The organism is Mesorhizobium sp. M0189, assembly GCF_040322135.1.
In the GTDB taxonomy this organism is placed as follows: Bacteria; Pseudomonadota; Alphaproteobacteria; order Rhizobiales; family Rhizobiaceae; genus Mesorhizobium.
This window is the reverse complement of the sequence record NZ_JAMYSW010000002.1, coordinates 188,813-206,219: the sequence shown is the minus strand read 5'-3', so window position 1 is coordinate 206,219 and position 17,407 is coordinate 188,813. Positions and strand designations below refer to the sequence as shown.

Below are 17,407 nucleotides of genomic sequence, written 5' to 3'. Positions count from 1 at the left end.
TCGATGTATGATCATGTGATTTGGCCCGAGCGATATGATCCGAAAACGTCGGCCATCTACGCACTCAACGACATTGACGTGCAGGCGCCGGCTGAAGTGGTCTGGAAGCTGCTCGTCGATGCCGAGAATTGGTCGAGCTACTTTCCCGCCGAAGATCAGGTCAAGATCTTGACCGGCAAGCCGGAACTGGCGCTTCAAACCAGATACAGCCGGGTGACGGTTGGCTTTCCGATGAGTCTGGTCGTGACGGAGTGTGAACCCTTCCGCAGGCTCGCGTGGGCGACGACGGTCGATGGCGACGAGACCGGCTCGAGCGCGTACCACGGCTGGGTCATCACTCCTACGGTCGATGGCTGCCATGTGCTGACCGAAGAAACGCAGCAGGGCCCTTGGTTCCTTGAGGAACTCGGGCGCAAGCATCCCGGTGCACTCTACCGCTATCACCAGGAATGGGTCGAAAGCCTCGCCCGCGCTGCGGAGGCGGAAGTGGCAAGCAGGGCAAGTTGAATGGGCTTGTCTTAAGGCCTGGCCGGTTGCTTGGGCCGCAACGCTTTCGACCGAACAGTACTGGGCCTGCCTTCGTCCCGAATATTGTCGGTACTCAACAGACGACGGGCGCTTCCAGCCTGGATCGGCGGAAGATCACCCACCTACCATTGGAGATAAATGACATGAATATTGAACTCAGGGGCCGCAAGGCGATTGTCACCGGATCCACCGCCGGAATCGGCCGCGCGACGGCGGAGGGGTTTGCCCGTGCCGGTGCATCGGTCGTCGTCAACGGCCGTGGGAATACCCGGGTCGACGAGGCGGTGAGGCAGATGCGGCAGGCCTTTCCCGGAAGCGACATCTCGGGCATCGCCGCCGATCTTGCGACAGCGGAGGGTGCCCAGGCCTTGATCGCGCAGGCGCCGGACGCCGATATCCTTGTGAACAATGTTGGTACGGCTCACATCCGGAGCTACAGTGGCGTCGAGGACATCGCGAAGATCCCCGACGAGGACTGGCTTGGCCTCTTCCAGTTGAACGTAATGAGTGGCGTGCGCGTGACCCGTCATTATCTGCCGCGGATGGTGGCGAAAGGCTGGGGCCGCGTCGTGTTTGTAAGTAGCGAGTCCGCAGTCAACATCCCTAAGGAAATGCTCGACTACGGCATGACCAAGACCGCTCAACTCGCGGTGTCGCGCGGGCTCGCCGAGGCGGTCGCGGGCACGGGTGTCACAATCAACGCCGTCCTGCCGGGACCTACCCGCTCTGAGATCCTGGGCGACTTCATGGCGAAGCAGGCTGACGCAAACGGAATCACGCAGCAGGAGGCCGAACAGGGCTTCTTGAAGGCGATGCGTCCGACCACCCTCATCCAACGCTTCGCGACCACCGATGAGGTGGCCAACATGATCATCTACGCATGCTCGGAGCAGGCTTCGGCGACAACCGGCGCGGCTTTGCGGGTGGATGGCGGCGTGGTCCGCTTCGTCGCGTAGCTGCCGAGACGGTTATGGCGCTAATGGCGCCGACCAGCGGACGGTCGACACCTGCGGCTGAGTTTCCCCTGCCCGGTGTCTTCAGGCCAAATGCTGGCCGTGACCTTCACCTGTTTCTCGACACACCCTGCAACAGGTCGAGGAAGGCGCGCACAGCGGGATTGGCGCGCCGGCTTTCCGGCCAGACCGCCGTGATATTGTGCCGCTCGACCGCATGGTTGGAAAGCACCGGCTCCGAAGCATCGACCAGGATAAGCGGCAGATTATAGTGCTGGCGAAACATCTCCACGAACTGATCGCGCGCTAACTTCTTCGAGCAGCGCGCGACCGAAGATTTGAAGGCCACAAAGTCGCGAAGGTTGGGGTAGGCCCGACGGGGTATGGGCGCCGTTCGAAGAGCGGGGAGACGCCCGACAGAGCGGCAGATCTGTCGGTCGCCTAGAATCTATCGACTGCTATCGATGGCCTAGGATTCGCTCGAGTGTCCTCTGCTATCCGATATTACTCCACAGCACTCCCCTCCGTTCGCGCAGCCAGAGTGGGCGTTTGTGTTCACTCCATCGCTTTCGTTCGCCGACATAGAGCTGCCCGCTTCCGCAGCGTCAGAGCCGATTCTCTACATGTAAAAGCTGTACCTTGGAGCGATCTCCTGCCCGTCTCGAGGTACTTCAGCACCTGCCCCACCTGTCTTGCCGTCGCAATAGTAATCGGCATTCCGTTGTCGAACTGAGTGTTGTTCCAATTCATCTTGGTCAAAGCCAGGGTCTCGTACGCGATATGCTGCAGTGGTTGACCGAGGACCTGACATCGCAGTATCAGCGGCCGCGGCACATACATTCCGGGATATGTGCGGAAGAAGTCGACGCTGCCGCGCGTGTAAAGGTGCGGAAATCGACGCCTCAGTTCGACTTTCTTCTGACCGCTTACAATCTTGGTAGCGTACTCTGGCTTGACGCTCAGAACGAAGTCGTGGCGGAAAGGTCAAGGTTGTTCATTCAGTGACGATCGCAAAATTTCCCACGATCGGGCATTATCCTACGCGAAACAAATTGTGAACCGCTGATTGATCCAAATCGGCGACGGAGGTCACCGAGCGATCGGCTTCCGATATTGCGGTTCGCAAGCCCGCAGGAAAGGCCGAAGCAACAGGCGTCACACTCGCCTGTCTGTAACCCAAAGGCCGTAGTGTGGCAGAGCAATGGCTCTTGGGATCATCACAAAAGAAAGGACGCTTGGCTGCCGCTGTTGCAGTTGTGGGAACAACCGCTTTCAAGTCGAGGCAGAGTTTGGGTTAACGACTGAGATGAGGCGCAAAGCAGCCATGCCGCCGTCGCGTGTGAGACTCTGCTTCGGGTCACAAGCAAAACAGCAGCCCTATGGCTCGTCCCTCACATCGCGCAAATTAGACACAACCCGGCGGTTCTGCGACCTGCAGGCGTTGTCGGGGCACTCGCGGACGAGCCTGTCCTTGCCGTAGCCCTTGGCCCACATGCGGTTGCGGTCTATGCCGCCGGCGGCGAGGTAGTCCATCACCGCATCGGCGCGCTGCTGCGACAGCGCCGTTTCACTTGCGCCGGGATCGTCGGCGAAACCCTGCAGCTTGAGCAGCCAGCGCGGATGCTTTGCTAACCAGGCGATCTGGGTGTCGAGGGTGGCCTTGGCGACAGAATCGAGCGCGGCCGAACCTTGCGTGAAATAGGTGCGGCGGCCGACATTGAGGATAAAATCCTCCTCGCTGCCCGGCTGCACGTTCTGGAAGCCGGCAACCTCGGTGTTGGTGACGTCGGGCGTGGAAGGGGCCAGCGTGTTGCTGGTCGAGCAGGATGCGACCAGCACCAGCAGGCCGGCGGCGAGCAGCCGGCGCGTGTTTTCAATCGTGCGGTTCATGAGGCGCCAATCATTCGACAGTGGTGGAAGCGGGCGCCTGGTCGGCGATGTGCGGCAGGACCTGCACCGCGGTGCCGATCGGGCAGCGCTGGTAGAGGTCGATGATGTCTTCCGGGAACATACGGATGCAGCCGCTGGAAGCGTCGGTGCCGATGCTCCATGGCTCCAGCGTGCCATGCAGGCGGTAGCCGGTGTCGGCGCCGTCGCGGTGCAAATAGAGCGCGCGCGGCCCGAGCGGATTGTTGGACGCGCCGCCTGCGACCATGGGTGGTAGGTCCGGCTTGCGCTTACGCATTTCGGGGGGCGGGACCCATTGCGGCCACAGCGCGCGGCGGTCGATCGTCGCGCGGCCGTACCATTTGAAGCCGTCCTTGCCGACGCCGACGCCGTAGCGGATGGCGGTCTTGTTTTCCATGATGACGTAGAGGAAGTGGTGGCGGGTATCGACCACGACGGTGCCGACCGGCTCGCTGCTGAAATACTTGACGATCTGGCGATGCCATCTCTTGTCGATCTTGGCGAAGTTGGTCTTGCGATAGACAAAATTGTTGTCGCTGGCGGTACCGGCGAAAAAGGATTTTGCCGCCGCGGCTTGAGCAATATTGCTGGTTGCACCCACCGCGACCAGCGCCAGGCCACCGAGCACGACACCCCTGCGTGATAAAACCATCGGCAATATTCCCCCATGCCTAAAGCCTGGCGGACCATAGTTGAGAATTATTTCGCCTCAAAGTGGAAAATGCTGCGTTGCTTAAGTCGGCCGTGTCCGGACATTCGGCAATTTGGCAGCGAGTGACCGAATTGTGACTATCTTGCCGAGGACGAACGTCTAACCTAAACCCCCTCCAGGACCTTACCAAATTGGCGCGACTGTTTGGGACCGGGCGTAGTTGCGACATTTGCCCTATCCGGAAGTGTGAGCGATGCCGTGGGCATGATGCATGCTTTTCGTTCGGTTGCTGCGATGATCGTGATGTCCGGCGTGGCAGGTTGCACCAGCATTTCCTACTACGCACAATCCTTGAAGGGTCACGTGGAGATCATGGCGGCGCGCCAGGATGTCGGAGAGCTGATCGACAATCCTTCGACCCCTGGGACATTGCGCGCTCGAATGGCATCGGCGAGCGCCATCCGACAGTTTGCGATAGATGAACTAGCGCTGCCGGACAACAACAGCTACCGCAGCTATGTTGACGTTGGTCGAGACGCGGTGACATGGGCCATCTTTGCAGCGCCGGAATTCTCGCTGACGCCACGAACATGGTGCTTTCCGGTGTTCGGATGCGTACCGTACCGAGGGTACTTCTCCAAAAGGTCTGCGATTGAAACCGCTGTCGAACTTCAGAGACAGGGCCTGGACATCTATGTGACGGGCATCACTGCATATTCCACGCTCGGCTGGTCAAGTGACCCGCTGCTAAGCACCATGCTCAGCCAAGATGAAACGTATCTTGCAGGGCTGGTATTCCACGAACTCGCTCACCAGCGCGTCTACGTGCATGACGATTCCTCGTTCAACGAAGCGTTCGCTGTCGCTGTCGAAACAACGGGTGTGAGAAAATGGCTGCGCGCGACCGGCGATACTGCCGGATTGCGCCGTTACGAAGCCGACCGGAGGCGCAGAGCTGAATTTCTTGTGCTGGTGTCGCAGACCCGGGACGAGCTAAGGCATGTCTATGACGACGATGTTACTTCTGAGCAGAAGTGGGCCGCGAAGAAGGCCGCGATCGAACGGCTGAGGACGCGATACCGACAGATGCGCGACAGGCGCTGGGGTGGATACCGTGGATATGACGCCTGGTTCGATGCTCCGATCAACAACGCAAAGCTCGCCGCGACTTCCGTCTACAGCGATCGGGTGACTGCGTTTCTCCGCTTATTCGATTTGTGTTCGGGCGACTATCCACGCTTCTTCGCGTCGGTTCGACGGATAGGAGCGTTAGACAAATCTGACCGCGCCGAAGCGCTCGAGGCGGCAGATACATGCGATTGGGCCGGTCAAATCCGAAGGCCAGAAGCGGCGAATCGGTCGCTGATGTACTCGGCAGCCAGCGCAGGTGATTGAATTGACCATTTGTCGGCCGATTTCCTAGGTACTTTGACGTCGGCGGGGCCAGAAGACGCATGTCGGCCTACAGAAGCCAAAAGCGGACTTGCCTGAACTCCCCGAGGGGTCCTGGACCACAATGATTGCCGGCGGGCTGTGGCGCCTCAGTGTGCGCCCCTACGAGGCCGAAAACCTCACGCTCACGCCGCGCTGCCGAAAATAAGCCTGCATCAGCTTGCGGCCCGAACGGTTGTTCTGTGCCAGCCTTGCCGGATCAAACACCGCCTGTTCTATCCCCTCTCGCGTCAGCGCTGCTTTGAGCGCCGCGATATGTGCGTCGATGTCGGCATTGTTCGCCCGGAGCGATGCATAGATGCTGTCGGTCGCCTCGGCCACGGTCGGCTCGCTCACGGGTGTACTCCTTTGGCTATTCGGGCGGCGGCTTAGCACAGATCAGCGGCTTCGCCGATACCGATAAGACGGCTAGATGGGCGGCAACAGTGTTCCTTGGGGTCGGTTGTGAGTCATAGGTTCCGCCTGAGTCGGAGATCGCAAGCCATGTCGACATGAACGAGTGAGGAGGATTGGACGCACACGTTCGAGTATCCGGGCTTGCCTGCCGCGCGGCTGACCGTCCGGCCGCGCGGAAGTCGTTCACGGCAGGACGTCTACGCGTCAATTCAGGAATTCGAACCGATGACGCGCATCGCTTGGGGTGGCAGTCCGAAGATCTCGCGAAGGTCGCCATGCAGCGAAACGGATAACCCAGCGCCGTTGAGGGCCGGGGAATCAAGACCAACACGGATCGGAGAAGTATTATGAGCTATGCGATTGTAGGATTCGGTGCGGTAGGCCAGGCCCTCGCCCACGCCTTCGCCCGTAAAAACATCGACGTGACCGTCGCGAGCCGCCGGCCGCCCGAGGCGCTGGCGCCGCAGGCTCGGGCGATTGGACCCACGGTCGTCGCCAAGTCGCTGCGGGATGCACTCGAGGCCGACACAATCATCTTGGCGGTCCCGTTCGGGGAGCATCGCGAGGTTGCGAAGGCCCTGCCGAGCTGGAAAGGCAAGACGGTCATCGACGCGATGAACGCGTTTCCAGTCCCTGAAGAGCTGGACGGTCTCCCGTCCTCCGCCTTCGTCGCGAAGGCGTTCACCGGCGCCAAATTCGTGAAAGGGTTCAATCACCTGATTGCGGCCACCCTGGCTGCCGATCCGATCGTCGAGGGCGTGCACCGGGTCGTCTTTCTGTCGAGCGACGACGAGGACGCGACCGCTCCGGTGGCGGCCTTGGCCAAACAACTCGGGTTCGCACCCGTCAAGCTGGGAAAGCTCAGCGAGGGTGGCGCGCTGGTTCACGCACGCGGCCGCACGTGGGGCCAGCTCATCTTCCAGGACCTGTTCAAGAAGGAGCAGTAATCGATCTACGACCGTGTGGTCGACGCCGAGAACTGGTCGCGCGCTAACTTCTTCGAGCAGCGCGCGACCGAATATTTGAAGGCCACAAAGTCGCGAAGGTTGGGGTGGGCCCGACGGGGTATGGGCGCCGTTCGAAGAGCGGGGAGACGCCCGACACAGCGGCAGATCTGCCGGTCGCCTAGAACCTATCGGCTGCTATCGATGGCCTAGGATTCGCTCGAGTGTCCTCTGCTATCCGATACTACTCCACCGCACTCCCTCCTCACTCCCACTCGATCGTGCCTGGCGGTTTGCTCGTCACGTCGTAGACGACGCGGTTAATGCCGCGCACCTCGTTGATGATGCGGGTGGCGGCGGCGCCCAGGAATGCCATGTCGTAGTGGTAGAAATCCGCAGTCATGCCATCTACCGAGGTGACGGCGCGCAGCGCGCAGACGAATTCGTAGGTGCGGCCGTCACCCATCACGCCGACGGTCTGCACCGGCAGCAGCACGGCGAAGGCCTGCCAGATGGCGTCGTAGAGGCCGGCCTTGCGGATCTCATCCAGATAGATGGCATCGGCCTCACGCAGGATCTCCAGCTTTTCGCGGGTGATGCCGCCCGGGCAGCGGATGGCGAGACCGGGGCCGGGGAACGGATGCCGGCCGATGAAGCTGTCGGGCAGGCCGAGCTCCTTCCCGAGCGCCCTCACCTCGTCCTTGAACAATTCGCGCAGCGGCTCGACCAGCTGCATGTTCATGCGCGCGGGTAGGCCTCCGACATTGTGGTGCGACTTGATCGTCACCGACGGTCCGCCGGTGAAAGAGACGCTTTCGATGACGTCGGGATAGAGCGTGCCTTGCGCCAGGAAATCGGCGCCGCCGAGCTTCTCGGCCTCCTCCTCGAACACTTCAATGAACAGCCGGCCGATGGTCTTGCGCTTCTTCTCCGGATCCGACTCGCCCTCGAGCGCGCCGATAAAACGGTCCGAAGCATCGACCAGGATCAGCGGCAGATTGTAGTGCTGGCGAAACATCTCCACCACGCCGGCCGCCTCGTCCTTGCGCATCAGCCCGTGGTCGACGAGGATGCAGGTCAGCTGATCGCCGACCGCCTCGTGGATCAGCAGGGCCGCGACCGAGGAATCGACGCCGCCCGAAAGCGCGCAGATCACCTTGCCCTTGCCAACCTGCTTGCGGATCGTCTCGACCGCGTGCTCACGGTAGGCCCGCATCGTCCAGTCGCCTTCGATGCCGGCGATGTTGTGGACGAAGTTTTGGAGCAGCCTGGCGCCGTCCGGCGTGTGCACCACTTCGGGGTGGAACATGAGGCCGTACATCTTGCGCTCGACATTGCCGAAGATGGCGAAGGGCGAGCCCTCCGATTTTCCGAGCACCTCGAATCCCTTCGGCAGGGAGATGACACGGTCGCCATGGCTCATCCACACCTGGTGGCGCTGGCCGGGCGCCCACAGGCCCTCGAACAACGGGCTGTCCTTGGCGATCTCGACGAAGGCGCGGCCGAACTCGCGATGGTCGGAGCTTTCGGCGACGCCGCCCATCTGCACGCACATCGCCATCTGGCCATAGCAGATGCCGAGCACCGGCACGCCGGCGTCGAAGACGATCTGTGGCGCGCGCGGACTGCCGATGTCGCTGGTCGAGGCCGGACCGCCGGACAGGATCACCGCCTTTGGATTGATGCGCTTGAACGCCGCCTCAGCCGACTGGAAGGGCACGATCTCGGAAAAGACGCCGGCCTCGCGAATGCGGCGGGCAATCAGCTGAGTGAACTGGCTGCCGAAATCGACAATCAGGACGGTGTCGGGATGATTGGCTGTTTTCATGGCGAGCGTTTAAAGAAAGAAACGAGTCGGCGCAATGGGTTGCGGGGCGTCTCTCTCACTCCGAATCCGCATCTTAATGGGACAGGTCAAAACTGCAGCGTGTCAGACGCGATCGCCTGTTCCAGCAGTTGCACCGCCCCGGCCAGCTTCTCGTCGATGACATGCAGGTATTCCGTCCAGTCGCCGACGTGTCTCAGATCGGCCGCCCCGTCGGAAATGCCGCGCAGGCCGATAAGCGGCACGTCGAACAGCTGACAGGCGCGCAGGCAGGCGAAGGTCTCCATGTCGACCATATCAGCGGCGACCGCGTCGTAGGCGGCGCCGGAGACGATTGCCGCGCCGGTGGACAGCGTCGCCGGCCTGATGCCCGGTATCCTGAACGGTAGCGGCACACCGACAGGCAGGTCGAGAAACGGCGTGGCGCCCTTCTCGAAACCCAAGGGCGAAGCGTCCATGTCGCGGTAGGCGACCGAAACGGCCTGGTAGATTTCCGTCTGCTCCAGCATCCGGCTGCCCGCCGAACCGAGCGACACGACCAGATCCGGCAGCGCCTTCCCGGCGTGCAGCCGGGACAGTTCGGCGCTGAGCCCGACGCCGGCCTCGACCGGCCCGACGCCGGTCATCAGCGGCGTGAACAGCCGCTGCAAGTGTGGGCCGTATTCGGCTTCGGCCGCCATGACGAAGAGAACGGACTTGCCGGAAATCAGGGTGAGCTCACCAGGTGTCTTGCCGGCCATGATCGTCTGTCCTCCCCTGCCCGTTCCTCAGCCCTCGATATCGTCGCGGCCGAGCACCGTCATCATCGTTCCGGTCATCGTGGCGATCAACTTGGCCTCGCCGTCGGTGGCGAACGCATAGGCCTGGCCATCGGCGACGATAATGGTGCGACCGGGCTTGGTCACCGAGCCGCGGAACAGGAAGCGCTCGCCCCGGCCGGGCGCCAGCAGATTGACCTTGAACTCGATGGTCAGCACGCCGGAATTTTCCGGCATCAGCGAGAATGCCGCATAGCCACAGGCCGAATCGAGAGCCGTCGAAATGACGCCGGCATGAAGAAAGCCGTGCTGCTGGGTCAGTGCCGACGAATAGGGCATTTCGATCTCGATGATACCGGGCGTCACCAGCGTCAGCTCGGCGCCAATCGTCATCATCGCGTTCTGGCGCGCGAAGGACGTCCTGACGCGGTCCTCATAATCGGGAGCAGGAACGATCTTTGCTGCCATGGCCGTCGCCCTTCGTTTCTCGACAAATCTTATTGCAGAGGCATTTATCGCAGAGGGGTGGGCGGCAGGCAATCGCAAATGCTGCACTGCAGCAATTGGCTAAACCTGCTGATAAGAAGCGAGATCGGCGACATCCGGCAACCGTTCAGCCAGCCCGCCGCAGCGCGCAGAAATAAAAGCCGTCGGTGCCGCTCAGCAACGGCGACAGCGAAATGCCGCCCGCGGCGCCAATACGCACTGCCGCTTCGTGGCCCGCAAAACGGCTGTCCCAAAGCTGGCGGTGATCGACCGGGACAAAGCCGGGATGGCGGTCCCGGAAGGCCGAAACCTGGTCGCCATTCTCCTCGTCGAACACCGAACAGGTGATGTAGACCAGCAGGCCGCCGGGTTTGACGAAGTCCTTGGCGGCATCGAGTATCGTCTCCTGCTCGCCCTTGCGGGCGTCGAGCTGCCTTTGCGTCAGCCGCCATTTGGCATCCGGCCGGCGCCGCCACGTGCCGCTGCCGGTACAGGGCGCATCGATCAGGACGATATCCATGTGCTTGCCGAGCGGCGCAAGCTCGGCCGGCTTGGTGACGATCTGCACATTGCGGTTTTCCGAGCGGCGGATGCGGTCGAATATCGGCGCCAGCCTTGCCTTCTCGGCATCGTGGGCGAAGATCTGGCCGCGATTGTCCATCGCCGCGGACAGCGCCAGCGTCTTGCCGCCGGCGCCGGCACAAAAGTCGAGCACCTGCATGCCAGGCTCGGCGCCGGCCAGTTCGGCTGCAATCTGCGAACCTTCGTCCTGAACCTCGAACCAGCCTTTCTGGAAGGCCGGTTCGGCCTGCACGTTCGGGTGCCTGCCGTCGCCGTCGATCGGCGGGATGCGGATGCCGTGCGGCGCGATCCGCGCAGGCTTGGCGCCGGTCTCCGCCAATTCCGCCAGCACCTTGCCACGATCGGCCTTGAGCGTGTTGACCCTGAGGTCGAGCGGCGGGCGAGTGCCAAGCGCGGCACCCTCTTCCACCCAGGCCGTGCCGAACGCCCGCTCGAACAGCGGCATGCACCAGTCAGGGATGTCTGCCCTGACAGCCGGCGGCGCGTCGGTGAGCCGGCGAGCGGCGAGGGTTTTCAATTCGTCGGCGTTCAGCAGCGGCGGCGCGAACTTGTCGCCCTCGAGCGCCTCGTTCAGCGACTGCGCCGTCTGGCCCCACTCGAGCAGCAGCGCGCCGAAGCCGATGGCGCGCGGCGTGTCTTCGCCCAACAGCCAGCCGGCCGAGCGCTTGCGGCGCAGCGCGTCATAGACGATGTTGCCGATCGCGGCGCGGTCGCCGCCACCGGCGAAGCGGTGCGACAGGCCCCAGTCCTTCAGCGCATCGGCCACCGGCCGGTGGCGCCGGCCAATGTCGTCAAGCACTTCGATGGCTGCCGCCAGCCGCCCGCCCAGTCTCATTGTCGTCTTCCATTACTCAGCAAAATAAAATCCGGCCCTGCTCTTAGAGCTTTTCGTGTCCTGATTGAAACAGTTCTGTTTCCCCGACGGCGAGACAATCCATGCAAGGCGGGTGACGAATGTGGGTTCGTGCATCGCGAGCCGCCGCCACCAAGCGGGCGTCGGCATGCGGAACCAAATAATTCGATCAATATATTACAAGCTTCTAATGTTCTTGTCTGGCGGGCGCAAGCACGCCGGCTGGTGCAACTGCTCTGCTTTGCAACTTTTGCGGTTGCGAATACTCTTTGCGCGGTGATTCGCGTCGCAGAAAAAGGCGGAGCCGCGGGTCGATACGAGGAGAGGGCAATGAAAACTTATCTGGCGGAAGTTCTAGGCACGTTTCTATTGGTGTTCATCGGCACGGCTTCGGTGGTGACGGGCGGCTTCGGCGGCGCGCTGCCGCTTGGCCAGGAAGGTATCGGTCTGGCATTCGGCATCGGCCTGATTGCGGCGGCCTATGCGATCGGCCCGATTTCCGGCGCGCACCTCAATCCGGCGGTGACGCTCGGTGTGTTCCTCGCCGGGCGGATGCCGGCCAGGGACGTCATTCCCTACTGGATCGCGCAGGTCATCGGCGCCATCATCGCATCGCTGGCACTGTGGATCATCGTCTCCGGACAGGTCGGCGGCCACACCGGCGGCTTCGGCGCCAATGGCTGGGACGTGACGAAATGGGGCGTCAGCTCGGCCTTCCTGTGGGAGCTGATCGGAACCTTCACCTTCGTCACGGTGATCCTCGGCGTCACCAACGCCAAGCACACCACGGCCTTCGCCGGCCTCGTAATCGGCCTGACGCTGGCCGGCCTGCATTTCGCCATCATCCCGGTGACCGGCACATCGCTCAACCCGGCCCGTTCGATCGGACCGGCGCTGTTTTCGGGAACTGCGGCGATCGGCCAGCTGTGGCTGTTCATCGTCGCGCCGCTGATCGGCGGCGCCATTGCCGGCGTGGTTGCCAAGGCCGGCATTTTCGAGAAGGACTGACTTTTCGGAGGCCCAACGAAAAGGCGCGGGTCGAGGCCCGCGCCTTTTTTGTTGCGTCGAGAACTTCGTGTGCTGGATCAGGCCGCGAGGTCAAAACGGTCGGCGTTCATCACCTTGGTCCAGGCCGCGGCGAAATCCCTGACGAACTTCTGCCCGGCGTCGGCCGAGCCGTAAACCTCGGCAAGTGCACGCAACTGCGCGTGCGAGCCGAAGATCAGGTCGGCGCGGGTGCCGGTCCACTTGACCGCCTTGGTCTTGCGGTCGCGCGCTTGGTAGACTTCAACGGAGCCGGCGGCCGGATCCCAGACCGTATTCATGCTGAGCAGGTTGACGAAGAAATCGTTGGTCAACGTGCCCGGCCTGTCGGTGAACACCCCGTGCTTCGACTGGCTGGTGTTGGCGCCGAGCACCCGCAAGCCGCCGACGAGCACAGTCATCTCCGGCGCCGTCAAGGTCAGCAGCTGCGCCCGGTCGACCAGCATCGCTTCAACCGACATCGGCGGCTTGCCCCTGACGTAGTTGCGGAAGCCATCGACTTTCGGCTCGAGCGCGGCGAAGGACTGGACATCGGTCTGTTCCTGCGAGGCGTCCATGCGGCCTGGCGTGAACGGCACCTTGACGTCATGGCCGCCGTCTTTCGCCGCCTTCTCGACCGCGGCGACGCCGCCGAGAACGATGAGGTCGGCAAGCGAGACTTTCTTGTCGCCGGACTGCCCGGCGTTAAACTCGCTCTGGATGCCTTCGAGCTTTTCGAGCACGTTGGCCAGCTGCGCCGGCTGGTTGACCTCCCAGTCCTTCTGCGGCGCCAGTTGGATGCGGGCGCCGTTGGCGCCGCCGCGCTTGTCGGAGCCGCGGAAAGTCGAGGCCGAGGCCCAGGCGGTCGAGACCAGCTCGGACACGGACAGGCCGGAGGCCAGGATCTTCGCCTTCAGCGAGGCGATATCCTGTTCGCCGACCAGTTCGTGGTCGACTGCCGGTATCGGATCCTGCCAGATCAGCTCTTCCTTCGGCACGAGCGGGCCGAGATAGCGGACGACGGGACCCATGTCGCGATGGGTCAGCTTGAACCAGGCGCGGGCGAAGGCATCGGCGAACTGATCCGGATTCTCATGGAAGCGCCGCGAGATCTTCTCGTAGGCCGGGTCGACGCGTAGCGCGAGGTCGGTGGTCAGCATCGCCGGGGCGCGGCGCTTCGAGGCATCGTGCGCATCCGGCACGGTGCCTGCACCGGCGCCGCCCTTCGGTGTCCACTGATGGGCGCCGGCCGGGCTCTTGGTCAGTTCCCATTCGTAGTTGAACAGATTGTCGAAGAAGTTGTTGCTCCATTTGGTCGGCGTCGTGGTCCACGTCACCTCGAGGCCCGAGGTGATGGCATCGCCGGCAATGCCGGTGGCATGCTTGCTCGACCACCCGAGGCCCTGCGCTTCGATGCCTGCGCCTTCCGGCTCCGCCCCGACCAGCGACGCATCGCCGGCGCCGTGGGTCTTGCCGAAGGTGTGGCCGCCGGCGATGAGCGCCACGGTTTCCTCATCGTTCATGGCCATGCGGGCGAAGGTTTCGCGGATGTCGCGTGCCGAGGCCAATGGATCGGGCGTGCCGTTCGGCCCTTCCGGGTTGACGTAGATCAGCCCCATCTGCACGGCGCCGAGATGGCCCTGAAGTTCGCGGTCGCCGGAATAGCGCTCGTCGTCGAGCCACTTGGTTTCCGACCCCCAGTCCACGTCCTGCTCGGGTTCCCAGACATCGGCGCGCCCGCCGGCGAAGCCGAAGGTCTTGAAGCCCATCGATTCCAGCGCGACGTTGCCGGTGAGGATCAACAGGTCGGCCCAGGAGATCTTGCGGCCGTATTTCTGCTTGACCGGCCACAGCAGCCGGCGCGCCTTGTCGAGATTGGCGTTGTCCGGCCAGCTGTTGAGCGGCGCGAAACGCTGCTGGCCGGCGCCGGCGCCGCCACGGCCATCGCCGATGCGATAGGTGCCGGCGCTGTGCCAGGCCATGCGGATGAAGAGCGGGCCGTAATGGCCGAAATCGGCCGGCCACCAATCCTGCGAATCGGTCATCACCTGGTGCAGATCCCTGATCACCGCATCGAGATCGAGGCTCTTGAATTCCTTGGCGTAGTCGAAGTCCTCGTCCATCGGGTCCGAGAGGCTGGACTGCTGGTGGAGGACGGCAAGGTCAAGCTGGTTCGGCCACCAGTCACGATTGCTCCTCCTGGCCGATCCATGTGGGACCGGGCATTTGCCGGCGCTGTTGTCGTCGGTTTTCGCGTCCATCTTTGCCTCCGATTTTGTTGATTTTCCGGGATTTTGTTGATTTTCCGGGCAGGGCCAGCAGCCGCGCCATTCTGGAATGGTTCCAGACTAGCCTGCCCAGCCGATAAAGACAAATTGCCTTTGCTGTTTATTCTGATAGGTTTTCCTTATGATTGGCTTGACCGTCCGGCAGATGCATTATTTCGAAGCGCTGGCGCAGACGCTGCATTTCGGCCGCGCCGCCAAACTCGCCGGCGTCAGCCAGCCGGCGCTTTCTTCGCAGATCGCCGAGATGGAGCTGCGGCTCAATTGCCGGTTGTTCGAGCGCGGCGGCAAATCGGTGCGGATGACCGACGAGGCGCAGGCCCTGCTGCCGCGCATCGAGCGCATTCTTGCCGATATCAGCGACGTCGAGGCGACGGCCCGGCGCGGCCGCCCGGCGATGGAAGGCCGCTTCCGGCTCGGCATCATCCCGACGGTGGCGCCCTATCTCTTGCCGCATGTGCTGCCGGAACTGAAACGGCATTTCCCGGCATTGCAGCTCGAATTGCGCGAGGCGGTGACCGCCTCTCTGGTCGAGGACACGGCTTCGGGAAAGCTCGACGCCTTCGTCGCGGCGCTGCCTCTCGATTACCCAGGCCTGGTCACCGAGGCGCTGTTCTCCGACCGGTTCTTCCTGGCCGTGCCGGCCGGCGATCCCGCCTTCGCCTCACCGCCGGTGCCGCCGGAAAGCCCGGCGCTGGAGCGGCTGATGCTGCTGGAGGAAGGCCACTGCCTGCGCGAACAGGCGCTCGCCGTCTGCGGCAGCGTGCGGCCGGTGGCAATGGCAAGCTACGGCGCGACCAGCCTGACGACGCTGCTGCAAATGGTGGCGCACGGGCTCGGCGTCACGCTCATCCCGGAAATGGCGACAGGACCGGCCAGCACTATCCCCGATCTGAAGATCGTGCCGTTCCAGGAACCGATGCCGCAACGCACGATCTGCCTAGCATGGCGGCGCAACAAGGTGCGGCACGACGAATGTGTGGAGTTGGCGAAGATTATTCGCGGGCTGGATGCGGCGGTGCTGGCGGCGTAGAGCGGCGGATGTTGGGTCCGGTTAGCCCCGAAGCGGACCCGCAAGCCTCTTCGAAAGGGACGACTTCAGTCCCTTTCCCAGGCGGCGAGCAAGCCGCCATGCGGCTCCCCACCAAGGTCCGGCACGATGAATGCATCCAGCTTGCGAAGATCATCCCGATTGGAAGCGGCGGTGCTGGCGGGTGAGGTGCGCCGTACCATCCAGCGGAAGTCTGGTGTTGACCCGAAGTCGACCTTCGCACCTGAATGGCTGCTTTGCGCCGCATCACAGCCGTTGGGAAGGGAAGATGGTCATCCCGAAAGCCGAAAGTCCCGTTTGTTCGAATGATGACAACTAAGGAAATAGGAAACAGCCTTGCGCGCAATTCCGTGCTTTGGCGGTGCCGAGGGTGCTTGACTAGCATTGATCTTTTTGGTGCGGCATCCGCGGCGTGCAGTAAGTGGAGAATACAATAGCGGTGAGGGCCGCGATCGGTGAGGTTCAGTGATGAATCATGCGCAGAGTACCAGGTCAAAATGTCTCCGCTGTGACTTCACCTTTATTAAACGACGGCCCTTGATTTTACTTCACGAGATACGCGGCAGGGGGTGCAACGCCATACCATCCCTCATTCCGTTATGCCTCGTTCTGCTGTTGGGATCTCCGGCAAATGGTCAGTTGGCGCCCGAAGCGTCAGCGGTTGCCACAGCTAACGACAGCTCGTCGGTCGTGGTTTCCGAACACACCAAGGTCGGCAAAGAACCGGGCAAGCCACAACCGAGCGCGCTGGGATCCCGTATATCTAGAGAGCTGGTGCTCAGCGAAGCGCAGGCACTCAAAACACGGGCACTCAAGGAGGGCGCGCAAACGCCGCTCGGCGAGCATGAGGAGGCTTTACGCCGCGAATTGGCCGCAGCACGAGCGGAGCTGGACGCTATGCAGCGCGGCGCACGTGAGCTAAGCGCCCAGGCACACGTACTGGCAGACACGGTGGCTCAGCAAGCACAAGCCCTAAATGAGCAGCAGCGAACAGACGAAGCGCTCGCGCTCGATCTGGAGGCCGCGCAGCGCGTTATCGAAAGCTACAGGGCCGAAGCCAGTCTCTGGAACAGCGAGAAGGCTGCCGCGCTTGGAGCGCACCCCTCTATGGACGCATCCCAGCTTGCTGCGAAGCGAACGCTTGATGACGAGCGGCACAAGGTTGAGCTCTTGGAACAAGAACTTACCACGGCTCGCCAAACTATCGATGCTCTTAAGAAAGGCGCAAATCTGGCAGCCGTCGAGCAGGCCAACGCCATAAGGGACCGACAGGTGGCCGAGGCCGCTCTAAAGCAGGCTCGAGAAACACTCGAACGGGGACACGAACGAGCAGATTCAGCTGTACGTGACCTCGATATTGTTCGCCAGGAACGCGATGCTTTAAAGCAGAACTCGGTAGAATTGAGTGCCGCTCTGGACCAGGAGCGTGAAAGGGCTATCGGTCTAGCCCGCAGCCTCAGTGCCGCGCGTCAGGCAATTGATATTGTCAAGGGTAAGCGTCGCACTGCGGCTGTGGAGCGCGCGCCGAAAGCACGTACGGGCGCCCAACCAGCCCGTAAACCGGGCTTGCCGAAAAAACAGAAAGTGAAGGTCCAAAAGTCGCCACAAACTGCTCTGCTGGCAACCATACCTCTTCCCGCCGCATTGCTTCCAACACGGCCATCCAAAAGCGGCGAGCCGCGCCAGTGAAGACTAGGGAGCGAAAGCCGCA

General features: G+C 62.5%; 15 protein-coding genes and 1 pseudogene. 7 read left to right on the top strand and 9 right to left on the bottom strand.

Features of this window, described 5'->3' with window-relative positions; all coding sequences use genetic code 11:
- The first annotated feature begins 3 nt into the window (after positions 1–3).
- Entirely contained in the window at positions 4–507 is a 504-nt protein-coding gene (locus NKJ09_RS03845) for an SRPBCC domain-containing protein (RefSeq protein ID WP_352493861.1), read from the top strand.
- 164 nt (positions 508–671) lie between these two features.
- Positions 672–1,484: an SDR family NAD(P)-dependent oxidoreductase gene (locus tag NKJ09_RS03840; protein ID WP_023716502.1), complete on the top strand. Its 813-nt coding sequence runs from the start codon at positions 672–674 to the stop codon at positions 1,482–1,484.
- 106 nt (positions 1,485–1,590) lie between these two features.
- Here NKJ09_RS03840 and NKJ09_RS03835 read toward each other — a convergent pair.
- The 3 genes and pseudogenes from NKJ09_RS03835 to NKJ09_RS03825 all read right to left on the bottom strand — a co-directional run.
- A pseudogene (locus NKJ09_RS03835) lies at positions 1,591–1,716 on the bottom strand (LysR family transcriptional regulator); the annotation flags it as partial.
- Positions 1,717–2,858: 1,142 nt separating this feature from the next.
- Complete coding sequence (locus NKJ09_RS03830; protein WP_352482338.1) at positions 2,859–3,371, bottom strand: OmpA family protein; 513 nt, start codon at positions 3,369–3,371, stop codon at positions 2,859–2,861.
- Between the two features lie 10 nt (positions 3,372–3,381).
- Complete coding sequence (locus tag NKJ09_RS03825) at positions 3,382–4,041, bottom strand: L,D-transpeptidase (protein ID WP_352482339.1); 660 nt, start codon at positions 4,039–4,041, stop codon at positions 3,382–3,384.
- Positions 4,042–4,305: 264 nt separating this feature from the next.
- Here NKJ09_RS03825 and NKJ09_RS03820 point away from each other — a divergent pair, with 264 nt between their 5' ends.
- A complete protein-coding gene (locus tag NKJ09_RS03820; RefSeq protein ID WP_352482497.1) occupies positions 4,306–5,436 on the top strand; it encodes an aminopeptidase in 1,131 nt (376 codons plus the stop codon).
- A gap of 159 nt (positions 5,437–5,595) precedes the next feature.
- Here the strand turns inward: NKJ09_RS03820 and NKJ09_RS03815 are convergent, their stop codons facing one another.
- Positions 5,596–5,829 carry a hypothetical protein gene (locus tag NKJ09_RS03815; protein ID WP_023716496.1) on the bottom strand — a complete coding sequence of 78 codons (234 nt, stop codon included), beginning with the start codon at positions 5,827–5,829 and terminating at the stop codon, positions 5,596–5,598.
- 407 nt (positions 5,830–6,236) lie between these two features.
- On the opposite strand from NKJ09_RS03815, the gene NKJ09_RS03810 reads away from it, so the two are divergent.
- The gene (locus NKJ09_RS03810; protein ID WP_352493860.1) at positions 6,237–6,836 is read left to right on the top strand and encodes an NADPH-dependent F420 reductase; all 600 of its coding nucleotides are present in this window, start codon (positions 6,237–6,239) and stop codon (positions 6,834–6,836) included.
- 262 nt (positions 6,837–7,098) lie between these two features.
- Here the strand turns inward: NKJ09_RS03810 and guaA are convergent, their stop codons facing one another.
- The 4 genes from guaA to NKJ09_RS03790 all read right to left on the bottom strand — a co-directional run bounded on the left by guaA (position 7,099) and on the right by NKJ09_RS03790 (position 11,319).
- Positions 7,099–8,661, bottom strand: coding sequence for a glutamine-hydrolyzing GMP synthase (gene guaA, locus NKJ09_RS03805; RefSeq protein ID WP_352482341.1), 1,563 nt, complete (start codon positions 8,659–8,661; stop codon positions 7,099–7,101).
- 86 nt (positions 8,662–8,747) lie between these two features.
- Positions 8,748–9,398, bottom strand: coding sequence for a 5'-methylthioadenosine/S-adenosylhomocysteine nucleosidase (locus NKJ09_RS03800; RefSeq protein ID WP_023716494.1), 651 nt, complete (start codon positions 9,396–9,398; stop codon positions 8,748–8,750).
- 27 nt (positions 9,399–9,425) lie between these two features.
- Positions 9,426–9,884 carry a PaaI family thioesterase gene (locus NKJ09_RS03795; protein WP_023716493.1) on the bottom strand — a complete coding sequence of 153 codons (459 nt, stop codon included), beginning with the start codon at positions 9,882–9,884 and terminating at the stop codon, positions 9,426–9,428.
- Between the two features lie 145 nt (positions 9,885–10,029).
- Positions 10,030–11,319: an RsmB/NOP family class I SAM-dependent RNA methyltransferase gene (locus NKJ09_RS03790; RefSeq protein WP_352493859.1), complete on the bottom strand. Its 1,290-nt coding sequence runs from the start codon at positions 11,317–11,319 to the stop codon at positions 10,030–10,032.
- Between the two features lie 348 nt (positions 11,320–11,667).
- On the opposite strand from NKJ09_RS03790, the gene NKJ09_RS03785 reads away from it, so the two are divergent.
- Entirely contained in the window at positions 11,668–12,345 is a 678-nt protein-coding gene (locus NKJ09_RS03785; RefSeq protein ID WP_023677138.1) for an MIP/aquaporin family protein, read from the top strand.
- 77 nt (positions 12,346–12,422) lie between these two features.
- Here the strand turns inward: NKJ09_RS03785 and katG are convergent, their stop codons facing one another.
- On the bottom strand, positions 12,423–14,621 hold the full coding sequence (katG, locus tag NKJ09_RS03780; protein ID WP_352493858.1) for a catalase/peroxidase HPI: 2,199 nt from the start codon (positions 14,619–14,621) through the stop codon (positions 12,423–12,425).
- A 148-nt stretch (positions 14,622–14,769) separates the two neighbouring features.
- Between katG and NKJ09_RS03775 the strand changes: the two genes are divergently transcribed.
- Both NKJ09_RS03775 and NKJ09_RS03770 read left to right on the top strand, forming a co-directional pair.
- Entirely contained in the window at positions 14,770–15,678 is a 909-nt protein-coding gene (locus NKJ09_RS03775; RefSeq protein WP_352482345.1) for a hydrogen peroxide-inducible genes activator, read from the top strand.
- Positions 15,679–16,164: 486 nt separating this feature from the next.
- Positions 16,165–17,385 (top strand): coiled-coil domain-containing protein, encoded by a 1,221-nt coding sequence (locus tag NKJ09_RS03770; protein WP_352515651.1) that lies wholly within the window; start codon positions 16,165–16,167, stop codon positions 17,383–17,385.
- Positions 17,386–17,407 lie beyond the last annotated feature (22 nt).